This is a genomic window from Rhizobium sp. UGM030330-04 (assembly GCF_003208455.1).
In the GTDB taxonomy this organism is placed as follows: Bacteria; Pseudomonadota; Alphaproteobacteria; order Rhizobiales; family Rhizobiaceae; genus Agrobacterium; species Agrobacterium rhizogenes_A.
The window spans coordinates 72,065-87,394 of sequence record NZ_QKML01000003.1 but is presented as its reverse complement, the minus strand read 5'-3'; the positions used below and the strand labels follow the sequence as shown (position 1 = coordinate 87,394).

Below are 15,330 nucleotides of genomic sequence, written 5' to 3'. Positions count from 1 at the left end.
CATGACCGCGCGGGTGCTGATGTTTCAGGGAACCGGCTCGGATGTCGGCAAATCGCTGATGGTGGCTGGCCTTGCCCGGGCCTTCACCCGGCGCGGCCTGTCCGTCATGCCGTTCAAGCCACAGAACATGTCTAACAACGCGGCGGTGACCGCCGATGGCGGCGAGATCGGCCGTGCGCAGGCGTTGCAGGCACGGGCGGCGGGTGTACCGCTCTCGGTTCACATGAACCCGGTACTCCTGAAACCCCAGAGCGAAACCGGCGCACAGGTGGTGGTGCAGGGCAAGATCGTCGGCAATGCCAGAGCGGCCGATTATCAGCATATGAAGGCCGGGCTGATGCCGCGCGTGCTGGAGAGCTTTGAACACCTGAAACAACAGGCCGATCTGGTGCTGGTGGAAGGGGCGGGCAGCGCGTCTGAAATCAACCTGCGCGCCAATGACATCGCCAATATGGGTTTCGCCCGCGCAGCCGATGCCCCCGTCATCCTGATCGGCGATATCGACCGGGGCGGCGTCATCGCCAGCCTTGTCGGCACCAAAACCGTGCTCGAAAACGATGATGCGACAATGATCGCGGGCTTCATCGTCAACCGTTTTCGCGGCGATCCCGCACTGTTTTCCGATGGCATGCGGATGATTGCGGAAAAGACCGGCTGGGCTTCCATAGGGCTTCTGCCGCATTTTTCCGACGCCGCGAAACTGCCCGCAGAGGATGCGCTCGGACTATCCGGCCCGGCACAGCAAAAAGCCGGTGCAAAAATCCGCGTCGCCGTGCCAATCCTGCCGCATATTTCCAATTTCGATGATCTCGATCCCCTCGACATGGAACCGGATGTGGAGCTGATCCGCATACGGCCGGGCGAGACAATTCCAGCCGATTGCCGGCTGGTGCTGCTTTGCGGCTCGAAATCCACCATCGCCGATCTCGCCGTGCTCAAAGATGCGGGTCTCGATATCGATATAAAGGCCCATGCCCGGCGCGGCGGTTATGTTCTCGGGCTTTGCGGCGGATACCAGATGCTTGGAAAAACCGTTGCCGATCCCGAGGGCATCGAAGGACCGCCGGCGACGGTTGCCGGGCTTGGTCTGCTGGATGTCGACACGGTTCTGACCGGAGACAAGCGACTGGTCTCCGTGAGCGGAGCGACTTTCGATGGCGTTGATTTATCCGGCTATGAAATGCATGTCGGTGAAACCAGAAGCGCTGGAAACAGCCAGCCGTTTTCGATAGTCAACGGACATGCCGATGGAGCGTTATCGCCGGACGGCCGCGTCTTCGGCACCTATATTCACGGTCTTTTCGCGGATGATCACCAGCGCAGCGCCTGGCTGAAGCGGCTTGGCGGCCAGCGTTCGGAACTGAATTATGATGCGCAGGTGGAGGCCGTCCTTGATCGTCTTGCCGCACACATGGAGCAGCATCTCGATCTCGACAGGCTGCTTGCTATAGCGCGATGAGGATTGCCAGAAGACCAAACAGGCCGATCAGCAACCCGTCGGCGATCCGTGCCAGCTGAAGTGCCGTGCGAATATCACCAGCAACGAGCGTCGCCCTTCCGCCTTCACCCATGAAACGCGCCTCGATCATCTGCCCGCCATAGGAACGCGGCCCGGCAAGCGCAAAACCGAGCGCGCCGGCAAGCGCCGCCTCCGGCCAGCCGGCATTGGGAGAACGGTGGTGGCGCGCATCGCGACGGATCGCGGCAATGGCCCCTTTGGGCGATGCGCCTTTCACGAAGAAGGCCGCAATCACAAAAAGACCGCCGCTGAGCCTCGAGGCCGGCAGATTGACCAGATCGTCCAGCCGCGCCGAGGCCCAGCCGAAAGCCTCATGGCGTGGTGACCGATGGCCGATCATGCTGTCGGCCGTATTGATCGCCTTGTAGGCCGCGCCGCCCGGCAGGCCCAGCAGGCCGAGCCAAAGGGCAGGCGCGACAATGCCATCGGAAAAATTTTCGGCAAGACTTTCAATCGCCGCCCGGCAGATCGCCGCCTCATCCAGCTTTTGCGGATCGCGGCCGACGATCATCGATACCGCCCTGCGGCCACCGTCCACCCCATCGCGCTCCAAGGCCGCAGCGACAGCCTCCACATGCTGCTCCAGGCTTTTCTGTGCCGGGAGAGACGCACCGAGGATTGCCACAGCCAGAAGGCCGAAAGGCAGGAGTAGCAAAGCTGATTGCGCAAACCATGCGAGGATCGCCGTCAGCCCGAGAATAACAACGAGTGCCCACACACCCGCCGCCTTGCGCTGCGAAAATGATGCACTCTCCCGGTTCCATTTTTTGTCCAGCAGCGCGATAAGCGAACCGATCCAGGTGACGGGATGGCCGATACGGTTGAACAACCAGTCCGGATAACCGGTCAGGCGTTCGATCACGAGCGACAGGAAAGCGAGAGCAAAGAACATGGGCGAGACAGTATCAGAAAAGGCGCAGGCTGCGATCCGTCACGGCGGCAATCTCGGCAAGGCGCGTCTGATGTTTCCTGACGCACCTGAACCATGGATCGACCTTTCGACCGGGATCAACCCACACTCCTATCCGCATTCGCCCGTTCCCGCCAGCGCCTTCGCCCGCCTGCCGGAACCTGGTGCCGCCGAAGAACTGAAACAGCTGGCGGCAGCGCATTTCGGCGCGCCTTCCGCCCGGCATGTGGCGCTGTCTCCCGGCACCCAGATGCTGATGCCGCTGCTGGCGCAGATTGCGCTTGTCCGGGGTGCCAAGAACGGCGCCGTGCTTTCGCCCGCCTATGCCGAACATGCGCGCACCGCCCGCATGGCCGGGCTGACAATGACGGAGGTGGAGAATATTCACGACCTGTCGGCTTACGATTATGCCGTGGTGGTCAATCCCAACAATCCGGATGGTCGTGTGGCTGATCGCGAAAGCCTGCTCTCGCTGGCCGGATTCATGTGCCGCAAGGACGGCCTGCTCGTCGTGGATGAAGCTTTTATCGAAACAGGTCACGCCGAAACCCTCGCAAACGCCACCGATCAGAACGCGCTGGTAGTCTTGCGATCCTTCGGCAAATTCTACGGCATGGCGGGCGTGCGGTTGGGTTTCGCGATTGCGCATCCTGATGTCGCCGCCGAACTCGAAGCAAGGCTTGGTCCGTGGGCCATTTCCGGCCCGGCGCTGCACATAGCGGCTGAAGCTCTGGCGGACAGGGAATGGCAATCATCCATGCGCCTGCGGCTTTCGCAGGAAGCCCGGCGCATGAATGCTCTGCTGGAAAAAACAAGGCTGAAAATTGCCGGCGGCGCATCCCTGTTTACGCTGGTGCGGGACCATCGGGCCGGCGAACTCTTCGGCCATCTCGGCAGGCGCGGTATTCTGGTTCGCATTTTCGATGAAAGGCCGAACGACATGCGTTTTGGCCTTCCCGGCAGCGAAGCGGAATGGCAGCGCCTCGATGAAGCGCTGTCATCTTTTAATCATCCCTCGAAAGTGTAGGTCTCGATCGATTCCGGCTTCATTTCGATGGAGAAGCCCGGCAGCTTCGGCGGCATGTAAGCGGCATTGCGAATATCGCAGGGCTCGATGAAATGTTCGTGCAGGTGGTCGACATATTCGATCACGCGGCCTTCCTTCGTGCCTGACACCACCAGATAGTCGATCATCGACAGATGCTGCACATATTCGCAAAGGCCGACGCCACCGGCATGCGGCCAGACCGGCAGATTGTATTTGGCGGCGATCAGCAGAACCGCCAGCACTTCGTTGAGGCCCCCCATGCGGCAGCTATCGATCTGCACCACGTCAATCGCACCTTCGGCGATAAACTGCTTGAACATGATACGGTTCTGGCACATTTCCCCGGTCGCCACCTTCACCGGGCCGATGGCAGCACGGATCTTGCGATGGCCGGCGACATCGTCAGGGCTGGTTGGCTCCTCGATGAAGAAAGGCTTGGCGAAGGCGAGCTTCTTGACCCAGTCGATTGCCTGATCCACTTCCCATACCTGGTTGGCATCGATCATCAGGTAACGGTCGGGGCCGATCACTTCGCGGGCGATGGTGAGACGGCGAATGTCGTCCTCCAGATCACGGCCGACCTTCATCTTCACATGGTTGAAACCGGCATCGATGGCTTCCTGGCAAAGACGGCGCAGCTTGGCATCGTCATAACCGAGCCATCCTGCTGACGTCGTGTAGCAGGCATAACCCTCGTTCTTCAGCGTCTCGATACGCTCCTTCTTGCCGCTCTCGGCTTGTCTCAGGATCGCGAGAGCGTCGTCGCGGGTCAGCACATCGGTCAGATAACGGTAATCGACAATATCGGCGATTTCTTCCGGGCTCATATCGGCAACAAGCTGCCACACCGGCTTGCCCGCCTTCTTGGCGAGCAGATCCCAGACCGCATTAACGACGGCGCCGGTGGCGAGATGCATCGCGCCCTTGTCCGGTCCGATCCAGCGCAGCTGGCTGTCACTCGTCAGATGCCGCCAATATTTGCCGGGGTTCTCGGTGACGGTGGCGAGATCGGTGCCGACCACCAGATGACGCATCGCTTCAATGGCCATGCAGCAGATGTCGTTGCCGCGGCCGATGGTGAAGGTCAGGCCATGGCCCTTCAGGCCCGGCTCGTCGGTGTCGAGAATGACGTAAGCCGCCGAATAATCCGGATCGGGGTTCATCGCATCCGAACCGTCAAGGCTCTGGGATGTGGGAAAACGCAGGTCGAAAACACGCAGATCAGTAATTTTGGTCATGGCCGGTCACTCGCGGTCAGTGTCAAAGGAAATCGTTCAGTCGTGGTGGAAGGTTTCTTCCATCATTGCCCACCACTCGCCTTCCTTCCGGCTTTCGAGCGGTTGCTGACAGGGAATGGTGAAAGACCACCATTCCTGGTTCTTGGGGCTTGCGGCTATCTTCGCCATGTCGGCGCTGAAATCGCTGCCATGATATTCCCAATAGCCAAAGAGCAGATTCTCCGGCTCGCGCAGGAAGATCGTATAGTTACGGATGTTGGAGTCGCTGATGAGCGCCAGAACTTCCGGCCAGACGGCCGCATGCAGCCTTTTATATTCTGCGATCATCTCCGGTTTGACGCCTATGACCATGCCCATGCGCTGCATGAAAAACTCCGTTATTGCTTGATGGTGGCGAGCGCCGCGCGCAGCCCGTGTTGCGGCAGGTTCAATCCCAGCCGTTCTGCAGCAGCGATGATCGGGGTAAATCGACGACGCTTCTTTTCATCGTGATTGCCGGCGATATCTGCGAGCCGGTGCGCGAGAAAAGGATTACGCAAACGTTCGCGCAACACAGCGATATAGGCCTCAGCCTCATCTCCCATGCCTTCCGCAACAAAGACCGGCAGAACCTCGTCTCGCCAGAGTGTTTCCAGATCCGCAACGAGGGCGTCGTCGGCCATTGCCTGCCGCACCGTCTCGTCCTTCGCACGCGCATCCTGCAACCAGCGTTCCGCCAGATAGGAATGGCCGAGATTGAGCAGGAAAAGTTTCAGCTTTTCATAGTGATCGAGATCGTCCGTCAGCACCACGGCAGGGTGGGTGCAGGGAAGGACAAGCCCCTCTTGGCTCTCGATCGCCCAGAGTGCATAGGGTTCTGCCACAGCACCAACCGGATCGATCGGCTCGGAGACGATACGATCCACCAGACTGTTGGCGAAACGGCACTTCTCATTCAGATAAAAGGCAAAACCCGCCGGCAATTGCCATTCATCTGCAAGCTGGCGAATGATCTGCTTCAGCCGCTCGCCATTCCGCGGCACAAGCTCGCAGGGGAAGATCGACAAAGGCGCTTCCGGATTGGTCGTGAAGCGCTCCAGCAGCAACATGCACAGCTTGGCCGGAAAGCTTTTCGGAACCACTGTGAAGTCGGCTGCAAGGCTTGGCCCGTCAGTGGAATCCAGCTCATAACCGCGATCGCCCGTGTTGGACAGAATGACCTTGGCCACACAGGCGAGACGCCGCACCTCGGCCCAGTCGGTTGCAGCGGTCAGCGCCCGCGCGGCAGCCTTACCCGGAATTTCCTCGTCCACTTCCTGCCCATCGCGAATGCCGCGAATGCGCACAGGATAGGGCATGCCGCTATTCAGCGCGGCAACACGCTTCAGGCTCTCGGCATTGCCGGTAGTCTGGACAATGGCGATGCGTCCGAGAGCCTCGCCTTTATCCAGCGCCTGCGAAACGAACAAGTCCGCATGCGCCAGAAGAAAGCGGCTGGTGCCGAATTGCAGAATGGGCGTATTGAACGTCATGCGACCTCCACCATGCCCTTGATGACTCCGGCTTTCGGATCGGTCAGTCCGGCGAATTTGGTGGGTACATCGGCAAGCGTCATGCGGTGGGTAATCAGCGCTTCCGGTACCTTGCCTTCCCGCAGCGCCTGCAAAACGCGCTCGAAATCCTCAGGCGTAGCATTGCGGCTGCCAAGCAGCGTCGTTTCGCGCTTGTGGAATTCCGGATCGTTGAAGCCGATATCGCTGGCGACGATGGATACCAATACATAGGAACCACCATGGCCAACAAAGGAGAACCCCCGCTCCATGGCCTTCGGATTGCCGGTCGCATCAAAGACCGCATCAAAGAAATCGCCATCGGTGATTTCGGAAAGGCGATCCCCGTCGCCCTCTCCGAGCGCCACCGTATGGGCAACACCGAGATGCTTTTTGCAGAAATCCAGCCGGTCTGTGCGCCCATCGATCATGGTCACTTCGCCGCCATCGAGGACCGCGAACACCGCAACCGCCATGCCAATCGGGCCGGCGCCGACGATCAGGACCTTCTGCCCCTTTTCGACTACGCCACGGCGCACCGCGTGCGCGCCGATGGCCAGAAATTCGGTCATCGCCGCCTGGTCGAGGCTCAGCCCCTCCGCCTTCAGCACGAATTGCTGCGGCACGCTCAGATATTCGACCATGCCGCCATCACGGTGAACGCCGAGCACACCGATATTGCGGCAGCAATTGCTCTTGCCCTTCAGGCAGGCGCTGCATTTGCCGCAGGAGATATAGGGAATGACAGTGACCACGTCGCCAGCGGAAAGATGGCTATCTTCCGGCGCTTCTTCAACCGTGCCGGAAAGCTCGTGGCCCATGATGCGCGGATAGGAAAGATAGGGCTGGTTGCCAGTGAAGATGTGCAGATCCGTACCGCAGACGCCGATGCGGCGAACGCGCACCAGTACTTCACCTTCACCGCGCACAGGCTTGGGCAGGTCCTTGGCGGTGAGTTGACCGGGGGTGTCACAGAAAATCGCCAGCATGCATCACCTGTCGGAAAGGGAATAAAAACGGATGGCGTTGCCGCCGAAAACTGCCGCATGGTCTTCCGCCGGCACGATATCGCGGCAAAAATCCAGCCAGCCCTGATAATCGCCCGCCAGGCGCAACACCGGCCAGTCGCTACCGAAAATCACGCGGTTTGCGCCGAACAGTTCCAGAATGGTTTCGGCATAAGGCCGTACCGCTTCCGGCCGCTGCTCGCCACGCTCGGTCAACAAACCCGAAAGCTTGCAATAGAGATTGGGCAGAGCCGCCAAAGCGGCCATGTCGCTGCGCCAGTCCCTGTAGTGGCCAGTGGCGATCAACGGCTTTGCACCATGATCGATGACAACGGGCAATTGCGGATGGCGGCGGGCGAAAGACAGGAGATGCGGCAGATTGGGCGGCAAAACCAGCGCATCGAACACCAGCCCATGTTGCACCAGCGCTTCCACGGCAGGACCGAGTGCCGGATCGTCTATCCAGGCGACATCCTCCATGCCCTGCAACATGGGGCGCACACCCTTGAAGGCCGGGTGTTTTGCCCGGCGGCCGATTTCCGCCACGGCATCGCAAGACTTCATGTCGACCCAGCCGACCACGCCCTTGATAAAATCGGTCTTTTCCGCCAGCTCCAGCATGAAATCTGTGTCAGCCGCGGTCTCCATCGTCTGCACCAGCACCGTGCCGGAAACCCCGGCAGCGGCCAGCAACGGCGACAGATCGGCCGGAAGAAAGTCCCTGTAGATGGCGGCAAGCGATGGCGGCGGCCATTGGCCGGTGCGATCCTTCATCAACCAGAAATGCTGGTGGGCGTCTATGAACATTGCCTCAAGCCTCTCCGACCGGCACGGGCGCACCTTCGGCAATCAGGCCACGCCTGTGCAGCTCGGACCAGAATTCATCCGGGATCGACTGCTCGAACCATTCGATATTGGAGGCAAGCTGCTGTGCATTGCGCGCGCCGGACACGACCGTGACCGAAGCCGGATGCGCCAGCGGAAATTGCAGCGCGGCCGCCTGCAGCGACACGCCCAGCTCCTCGCACACGCCCTGCAGCGCATCGACGCGGGTGAGGATATCGGCAGGCGCATCGGCATAGTTGAACTTGCGGTTGCCGGCCAGAATGCCCGAATTGAATGCCCCGGCAACGACGATGCCAACGCCGCTTTCCGCGCAGCGGTTCATGAAGGTAAGGCTCTGCTGTTCCAGAAGCGTATAACGTCCGGCAAGCATGGCGACATCGATATCGAAGACATCCATGGCATCGTTGACGATCTGCCACTCATTGACGCCGAGACCAACGGCGCCCGTCGATCCTTCCTCACGCAGCTTGCCAAGCGCCCGGAAACCGCCGCCGGTGGTCAGCTGCTCCCAAAAATGCTGATGCTTTTCGCCGTGAGTATAGGAGCCGATATCATGCACATAAAGGATATCCGGCTTCAAAACACCAAGCCGCTGCTGGCTTGCTTCGAAGGACCGCAGGATACCGTCATAGGAATAATCATAGACCGGGCGGAAGGGCAGCGGCGCAATATAGGCGTCCTCCTCCGGTCCGACGGTTTCATCTGGAACCATCACACGGCCGACCTTGGTGCTGAGCGTATAGTCACCCCGCTCATGCTCGGTCACCATGGTGCCGAGACGACGCTCCGACCGCGTATAGCCGTAAAAAGGCGCGGTATCGAAATAACGCATGCCGCTTTCCCACGCCTTGTCGAACGCGCCTTTGGATTCCTCATAGGGCGTGACCCGGTAGAGATTGCCCATCTGGGCACAACCGAGGCCCATGACCGTGACATCAACGGCGCGGCGCGGCAATTTACGTGTATCGGAGACTTTCATCGCAGGGACTTTCCAGCTTGTCTTTGGAAGGACGCGCCGCCGCACAGCGGCGCGCCATCACGCAATCAGTAAAGGACGTTCTTGGCTTCCGGCTTCTCGATATTGTCCTTGGTGACAACAACGACGCCGGTATCGACGAACTTCTCGACCTTTTCCTTGTTGATGAGCTTGGAAATGGTCTCCACGCCCTTTTCACCCATCTGATAGGAACCCTGAACCACGATGCCGGCCAGCGTGCCATCCTTGACGAAGCCCTGAAGGTCCTGATTGCCATCGAAGCCGATGGCGACGACCTTGCCGGCCTTGCCGCTCTGGGCAAGCGCACGGCCGACGCCGATTGCGGTCGGCTCATTGGCGCCGAAAATGCCCTTGAGGTCGGAATTGGCGGCCAGAACGTCGGTGGTCTGGTTCAGCGCGGTCGCCATCTGCGACTGCGAATAGAACGGGCCGACGATCTTCAGGTTGGAGTTCATCTGGATGTAATCGGTAAAACCGCCAACGCGGCCGATTTCCGAACCGGCACCGGCGACATAGGACATGACGGCGATCTTGCCTTCCTTGCCCACCTTGTCGATCAGCGCCTGTGCGGCCAGTTCGCCGGCTTTCTTGTTATCGGTCGCGAGGAACGACTGGTAATATTGCTCCGAGCCGCTCGCCAGCTGCGAGTCGATCAGCACCACGGGAATACGGGCTTCCCAGGCCTTCTTGACGGCAGGCACCAGCGCGTCCGGATCGGAAGGAGCAAGAACGATACCCGCAACCTTACGGTTGATGGCGTTTTCAACCATGTTGACCTGGTCGGCGATCGCGGATTCGGCTGCCGGACCCTGGAAGGTCATGGTGTTGCCGGAAGAGTTCTTCATCGCCGCATCGGCGCCCTTCTGGACGTTCTGCCAGAAGGTGGAATTGACGGTCTTGACGATGACGGCGATTTCGCCGGCCTGCACGGTGGAAACGCTCCACAGCGCGATTGCGGATGTCAGAAGGGCAGTCGCAATTTTCTTCATTTCTTCCTCCGTGATGTCGGCATACCGGGCCTCCCCTTGCCGATCTTTTTTGCGGAAAGGGTCCGCAGGCCCTTGATCAGCGGCGGTTGCGCAGCTGGTCGATCCAGACGGTGACCAGAATGACGAGGCCGATGATGATCTGTTGCGTGAAGGCGGAGACGCCGTTCATGTTGAGACCGTTGCGCAGGATGCCGATGACGAAGGCACCGATGGCCGTGCCGGAAATCGTGCCCACGCCGCCGATGAGGGACGTACCGCCGATAACCGCGCTGGCAATCGCATCCAGCTCATACATCACACCTTCATTCGGCTGGGCGGTGACGAGGCGCGACATCAGCACGCAGCCCGTCAGGCCGGCGAGCGTGCCGGACAGGATGTAGGTGAAATTGGTAACACGGGCGACATTGACACCAGAAAGACGCGCGGCATCCGCATTGGAGCCGACAGCATAGATGTGACGGCCGAGGATCGAGCGGTTGAGCATGAAGGAAACCGCAAGCGCAATCACCACCATCAGGATGACGGGGTAGGGGATACCGGGAAACACCACATTCGGAAAGCCATCGTCACCGATATTGACGATGCGGAAAAGAGCGCCATTGCCGAGTTCACCGAAGGACTCGCCAAGACCTGAAACAGCGCGTGCACCCGTGATCTGCAGCGCCACGCCACGGGCGATCAGCATCATGCCCAGGGTGGCGATAAAGGGTGGCAGCTTGAAACGGGTGACCAGAAGGCCGTTGATGAGGCCGCAGAGCGACCCCGTCAGAATGCCGAGCAACATGCCGACCGGCACCGGCATGCCGAGTTCCTTCACCGCAAGCGCCGCAACGACGCCGGCAAGCGCCAGCACCGAGCCGACGGAAAGATCGATGCCACCGGTGATGATGACACAGGTTGCGCCAATGCCGAGAAGCGCGATGGACGTGACCTGCAACGCGATCGTCATGCCATTATTGACGGTGAAGAAAGCGCTGCTGGTTGCGGAGAAGACCGCGACAAGCGCAAAGAGGCTGCCAAGTGCGGCAAATTTCTGGATAATGTCCTTCTGGCGGTCGCTGACAGCAAAGCTCTTCTTGGGTTCTGCAATATTGGCCATGTCGTTCCTCACTGCGCGGCCCGGCCGTAACCGGACGCATACCGCATGATTTCTTCCTGATTGGTCTTGGCGGTTTCGAGCACGCCCGTGATACGGCCCTGATGGAAAACGGCGATACGGTCCGTCAGCCCGAGAATTTCCGGCAGTTCCGAGCTGATGAGAATGACACCGATACCCTGCGCGGCCAGTTCGTCCATGATCTTGTAGATCGCGAATTTCGCGCCGACATCGATGCCACGTGTCGGCTCATCGAAGAACAGCACGCGCGACTGCCGGAACAGCCATTTGCCGATGATGATTTTCTGCTGATTGCCGCCCGAAAGCAGCCGCACCGTCTGTTCGATCGAGGGGGTGCGGATATTCAGGAGATCGACGTAGCGCTTCGCAACGTCGTCATGCTTCTTGAAATCGATCAGGCCGAAGCGGTTGGAAACCTCGCCGAGATTGGCAAGCGTGGTATTGGCCGCAACCGACATCTTGATCGCAAGACCATCGCTTTTGCGGTCCTCCGAGAGATAGGCAATGCCCTCCCGGATAGCGTCCTGCGGCGAGCTGATGGAAAGTTCGCGCCCGTTGAAAACGATCTTGCCCGCATCAAGCGGATCGGCGCCGAAGATGGCCCGGGCGACTTCGGTGCGGCCGGCGCCCATCAGCCCGGCAAAACCGAGGATTTCACCGCGCCGCAGCGAAAAACCGACATCGTGGAACACGCCGCTGCGCGTCAGGCCTTCAACCGAGAAGATGATGTCATCCGTCGGGCGGGACGTGCGTTCGGGGAACTTGTCTTCCAGCGAACGCCCGACCATGCGCGTGACGATGTCATCGACAGTGATCGAAGCGAAATCGTCGGTCGAAATATAACGTCCATCACGCAGAACCGTCACCCGGTCGACGATTTCGGCCATTTCATCCAGACGATGGGAAATATAGACAATGCCGACACCGGATGCCTTGAGATCACGGATGACCTTGAACAGGAGCCGCGTTTCCTGCTCGGTCAGCGAGGAGGTCGGCTCGTCCATGATGAGCACTTCGGCGTCAAGAGAGAGCGCCTTGGCGATTTCCACCATCTGACATTGCGCGACCGAGAGGCCACGCACGATCTGGTCGGGGTCGATATCGACACCCAGCCGGTCGAGACAGCGCTTGGCGTCAAGCCGCAGCTTTTTGCGGTCGACGAGGAAACCGCGGCGCGGCTCGCGCGCAAGATAGATGTTTTCGGCAACGGAAAGATGCGGAACGAGGTTGAGTTCCTGGTGAATGATGGCGATGCCGGCGGCTTCGGATTCCAGCGGCGATGCATATTGCACCTTCACGCCCTTGTGCAGGATGGTGCCGTCGCTCGGCTGATAGACGCCACTGATAATTTTCATCAGCGTCGATTTTCCCGCGCCATTCTCACCGCAGACCGCATGCACTTCGCCGCTGCGCAGATCGAAATGCACATTCGACAGCGCCTTGACGCCTGGAAATTCCTTGCTGATGTTTTCGAGACGCAGAAGGACCAAACGCTCCGCGCGCGCCATCTCCCCAGGCGAAAATTCGCCCCGAATTGTCGATGCGCCCTGCGACATCAGAAAACCTCCACCCGCACTCCCCGCCCCACCGGGGGTCATGAACAGGCCAAATGGTTAGGCCGGTTTTGAAGAATGGTCAAGCCAATTAGGTCAAAAAGTGAAGAGGTGCATTCAGGAGAACGAAGAGCCATCGAAGACAACATTAAAATAACAACGTATTTTCAGATATTTAAGTAATTTCTTGCGTATTGTTGCACTTGGCGTTACGGTAAGGCCAAATACCGATATCACAAAGGCTTCAGCAAAAAACACATGAGTGGTCAGGCCAAAATAACGGAACCGCGCCGGCTTTATCAGCAGATTGCGGACCAGATACGCGAACTCATCGATCTCGGTGAATTCCTGCCCGGCACACGGCTTCCTGCCGAACGGGAACTGGCCCAGAAGCTCGGTGTATCGAGACCCTCGCTGCGTGAGGCGCTGATTGCGCTTGAAATCGACAACACCGTCGAAATTCGTATGGGTTCCGGTGTTTATGTGTCGACCGAGGCTCTCCAAACGACCCATCACACCAAATCGCTGGGCGACAGCCCCTCCGAACTGATGCAGGCACGCGCCGCATTGGAAGGTGCGACGATCGTGCTGGCGGCGAGCCGCATGACCGACGAGACGATCTCAAGCCTTCGCCAGATCCTCAATACCATGCAGAGGGAAATCGAGGCCGGGCGTAAACCTCTTGATCAGGACCGGTTGTTTCACGTCACCATTGCCGAACAATCCGGCAACAGCGTTCTGGCACGGCTGGTAGCGAACCTCTTTGATGAACGACACAGCCCTATTTCAGCTCAGCTGCGTGTCAAATTCGAGGACCGCGACACCTGGACCTATGCGCTTCAGGAGCACGAAGCGATTCTGGCGGCGCTGGAACTCAAGGATCCGCTGCTGGCGCAGGCGGCCATGCATACCCATCTGGAAGGCTCCAAGCGGCGCTGGGTGGAAAGCTGATTTAAGAACATAGCAGGCAATATACCGGGAGGAGGAAAACCCGTGAGTGAGAATTCCGAGGCAACCATTTTGCTGAACGCCAACGACAATGTCGCGGTGGCGCGTCGGTCCATTCCGGCCGGCGGCGCGACGGGCAGGGGCGATCTGGCAGCGCTCGAGCTGATCGGGCGCGGGCACAAGGTGGCCCTCAAATTCATCAAATCCGGCGATGAGGTGCTGAAATACGGACAGGTCATCGGTATTGCCACCCGGGATATCGAACCCGGCCAGCACGTGCACCTGCACAATCTCGCCATGGTGCCTTCCGAACACGCGCATCAGTTCAGCATCGATATCGAAGAAAAGGGCATGGTGCCGGAAACCGAGCGCCGCACCTTCATGGGTTATGACCGTGGTTTCGGCGGTGTCGGCACGCGCAACTATATCGGCGTCATCGCTTCGGTGAACTGTTCCGCCACCGTGTCGCGTTATATCGCCGATTATTTCAACAAGCAGGGCGGCCTTGACGGTTTCGACAATGTCGATGGTGTCGTGGCGTTGACCCATGGTGGCGGCTGCGCGCTGAACACCAAATCGGAAGGCTATCGCCTGCTGATCCGCACCATTCAGGGTTATGCCCGCCACCCCAATTTCGGCGGCATTCTGCTGATCGGCCTCGGCTGCGAAACCAACCAGATCGCCCCCATCCTCGAACACTACAAGATGGAAGAGGGCGAGCGGCTGCGCACCATGACGATCCAGCAGCATGGCGGCACGCGCAAGACGATCGATGCGGCAATCGCCGAGATCAAGGCCATGCTACCGATGGTCAATGCCGCCCGTCGCACCGAGCAACCGCTTTCGAAGCTGAAGGTGGCGCTGGAATGCGGCGGATCCGATGGCTATTCCGGCATATCGGCGAACCCGGCCCTGGGTTATGCATCCGATCTCATTGTCCGCAACGGCGGCACCACGGTTCTTTCCGAAACGCCCGAAATTTATGGTGCCGAGCACCTGCTGACAAAACGCGCCGTCACGCCGGCAGTCGCCGAAAAACTGTTGCAACGCATCGACTGGTGGCGGGACTATACCGCCCGCAATGGCGACGAACTCAACAACAATCCCTCCCATGGCAACAAGCTTGGCGGCCTGACCACCATTCTGGAAAAATCGCTGGGCGCGGTTGCCAAGGGCGGCTCCATGCCGCTGAAGGCAGTTTATGAATTCGCCGAGACCGTGACGGAACAGGGCTTCGTCTTCATGGATACACCCGGCTACGACCCCGTCGCCGTCACCGGCCAGGTTGCCGGCGGCTGCAACGTCATCTGTTTCACCACCGGGCGCGGCTCGGTTTCGGGCTTCAAGCCGGCACCCTGCATCAAGATCGCCACCAATTCCGAAATGTATGAACACATGAAGGAAGACATGGATATCAACTGCGGCGAGATCGTTACCGGGGCGGAAACCATCGAAGAATCCGGCAAACGAATTTTCGAGCATATTCTCGCCGTGGCTTCCGGCGACAAGACGGTTAGCGAGATTTACGATTACGGCGACAACGAATTTGTGCCGTGGCAGGTCGGTGCAGTGACCTGAACAAAAATCGAGACTGTCCCACGTGAAACAAAAGGCCCGGAAATCGCTTTC

At 59.5% G+C, this 15,330-nt stretch carries 14 protein-coding genes; 4 read left to right on the top strand and 10 right to left on the bottom strand.

Annotation, left to right across the window (positions count from 1 at the left end; translation table 11 throughout):
- The first annotated feature begins 1 nt into the window (after position 1).
- On the top strand, positions 2 to 1,459 hold the full coding sequence (locus tag N434_RS05595; RefSeq protein WP_110756575.1) for a cobyric acid synthase: 1,458 nt from the start codon (positions 2 to 4) through the stop codon (positions 1,457 to 1,459).
- Here N434_RS05595 and cbiB read toward each other — a convergent pair.
- Positions 1,446 to 2,411, bottom strand: coding sequence for an adenosylcobinamide-phosphate synthase CbiB (gene cbiB, locus N434_RS05590; protein WP_110756573.1), 966 nt, complete (start codon positions 2,409 to 2,411; stop codon positions 1,446 to 1,448). The two genes, N434_RS05595 and cbiB, sit on opposite strands and share 14 nt — an antisense overlap.
- On the opposite strand from cbiB, the gene cobD reads away from it, so the two are divergent.
- Positions 2,410 to 3,456, top strand: coding sequence for a threonine-phosphate decarboxylase CobD (cobD, locus tag N434_RS05585; protein ID WP_110756571.1), 1,047 nt, complete (start codon positions 2,410 to 2,412; stop codon positions 3,454 to 3,456). The genes cbiB and cobD overlap by 2 nt on opposite strands.
- Here cobD and N434_RS05580 read toward each other — a convergent pair.
- The 9 genes from N434_RS05580 to N434_RS05540 all read right to left on the bottom strand — a co-directional run bounded on the left by N434_RS05580 (position 3,438) and on the right by N434_RS05540 (position 12,756).
- On the bottom strand, positions 3,438 to 4,715 hold the full coding sequence (locus tag N434_RS05580; RefSeq protein ID WP_065114410.1) for an L-fuconate dehydratase: 1,278 nt from the start codon (positions 4,713 to 4,715) through the stop codon (positions 3,438 to 3,440). The two genes, cobD and N434_RS05580, sit on opposite strands and share 19 nt — an antisense overlap.
- A gap of 36 nt (positions 4,716 to 4,751) precedes the next feature.
- Positions 4,752 to 5,081 carry an L-rhamnose mutarotase gene (locus N434_RS05575; RefSeq protein ID WP_065114411.1) on the bottom strand — a complete coding sequence of 110 codons (330 nt, stop codon included), beginning with the start codon at positions 5,079 to 5,081 and terminating at the stop codon, positions 4,752 to 4,754.
- 11 nt (positions 5,082 to 5,092) lie between these two features.
- Positions 5,093 to 6,226 (bottom strand): mannitol dehydrogenase family protein, encoded by a 1,134-nt coding sequence (locus tag N434_RS05570; protein WP_110756570.1) that lies wholly within the window; start codon positions 6,224 to 6,226, stop codon positions 5,093 to 5,095.
- The gene (locus tag N434_RS05565; RefSeq protein ID WP_110756568.1) at positions 6,223 to 7,233 is read right to left on the bottom strand and encodes a zinc-binding alcohol dehydrogenase family protein; all 1,011 of its coding nucleotides are present in this window, start codon (positions 7,231 to 7,233) and stop codon (positions 6,223 to 6,225) included. Before N434_RS05565 ends, N434_RS05570 begins: the two co-directional genes overlap by 4 nt.
- A 3-nt stretch (positions 7,234 to 7,236) precedes the next feature.
- Positions 7,237 to 8,058: an amidohydrolase family protein gene (locus N434_RS05560; RefSeq protein ID WP_110756567.1), complete on the bottom strand. Its 822-nt coding sequence runs from the start codon at positions 8,056 to 8,058 to the stop codon at positions 7,237 to 7,239.
- 4 nt (positions 8,059 to 8,062) lie between these two features.
- Positions 8,063 to 9,076 (bottom strand): aldo/keto reductase, encoded by a 1,014-nt coding sequence (locus tag N434_RS05555; protein WP_110756565.1) that lies wholly within the window; start codon positions 9,074 to 9,076, stop codon positions 8,063 to 8,065.
- A 65-nt stretch (positions 9,077 to 9,141) separates the two neighbouring features.
- Complete coding sequence (locus N434_RS05550) at positions 9,142 to 10,083, bottom strand: ABC transporter substrate-binding protein (protein WP_065114416.1); 942 nt, start codon at positions 10,081 to 10,083, stop codon at positions 9,142 to 9,144.
- Positions 10,084 to 10,159: 76 nt separating this feature from the next.
- Entirely contained in the window at positions 10,160 to 11,182 is a 1,023-nt protein-coding gene (locus N434_RS05545; protein WP_065114417.1) for an ABC transporter permease, read from the bottom strand.
- 8 nt (positions 11,183 to 11,190) lie between these two features.
- Complete coding sequence (locus tag N434_RS05540; protein WP_065114418.1) at positions 11,191 to 12,756, bottom strand: sugar ABC transporter ATP-binding protein; 1,566 nt, start codon at positions 12,754 to 12,756, stop codon at positions 11,191 to 11,193.
- A gap of 255 nt (positions 12,757 to 13,011) precedes the next feature.
- On the opposite strand from N434_RS05540, the gene N434_RS05535 reads away from it, so the two are divergent.
- Positions 13,012 to 13,704 carry a FadR/GntR family transcriptional regulator gene (locus tag N434_RS05535; protein ID WP_110756563.1) on the top strand — a complete coding sequence of 231 codons (693 nt, stop codon included), beginning with the start codon at positions 13,012 to 13,014 and terminating at the stop codon, positions 13,702 to 13,704.
- Between the two features lie 42 nt (positions 13,705 to 13,746).
- Positions 13,747 to 15,279, top strand: a complete 1,533-nt coding sequence (locus N434_RS05530; RefSeq protein WP_110756561.1) for a UxaA family hydrolase — start codon at positions 13,747 to 13,749, stop codon at positions 15,277 to 15,279.
- Positions 15,280 to 15,330: the final 51 nt, after the last annotated feature.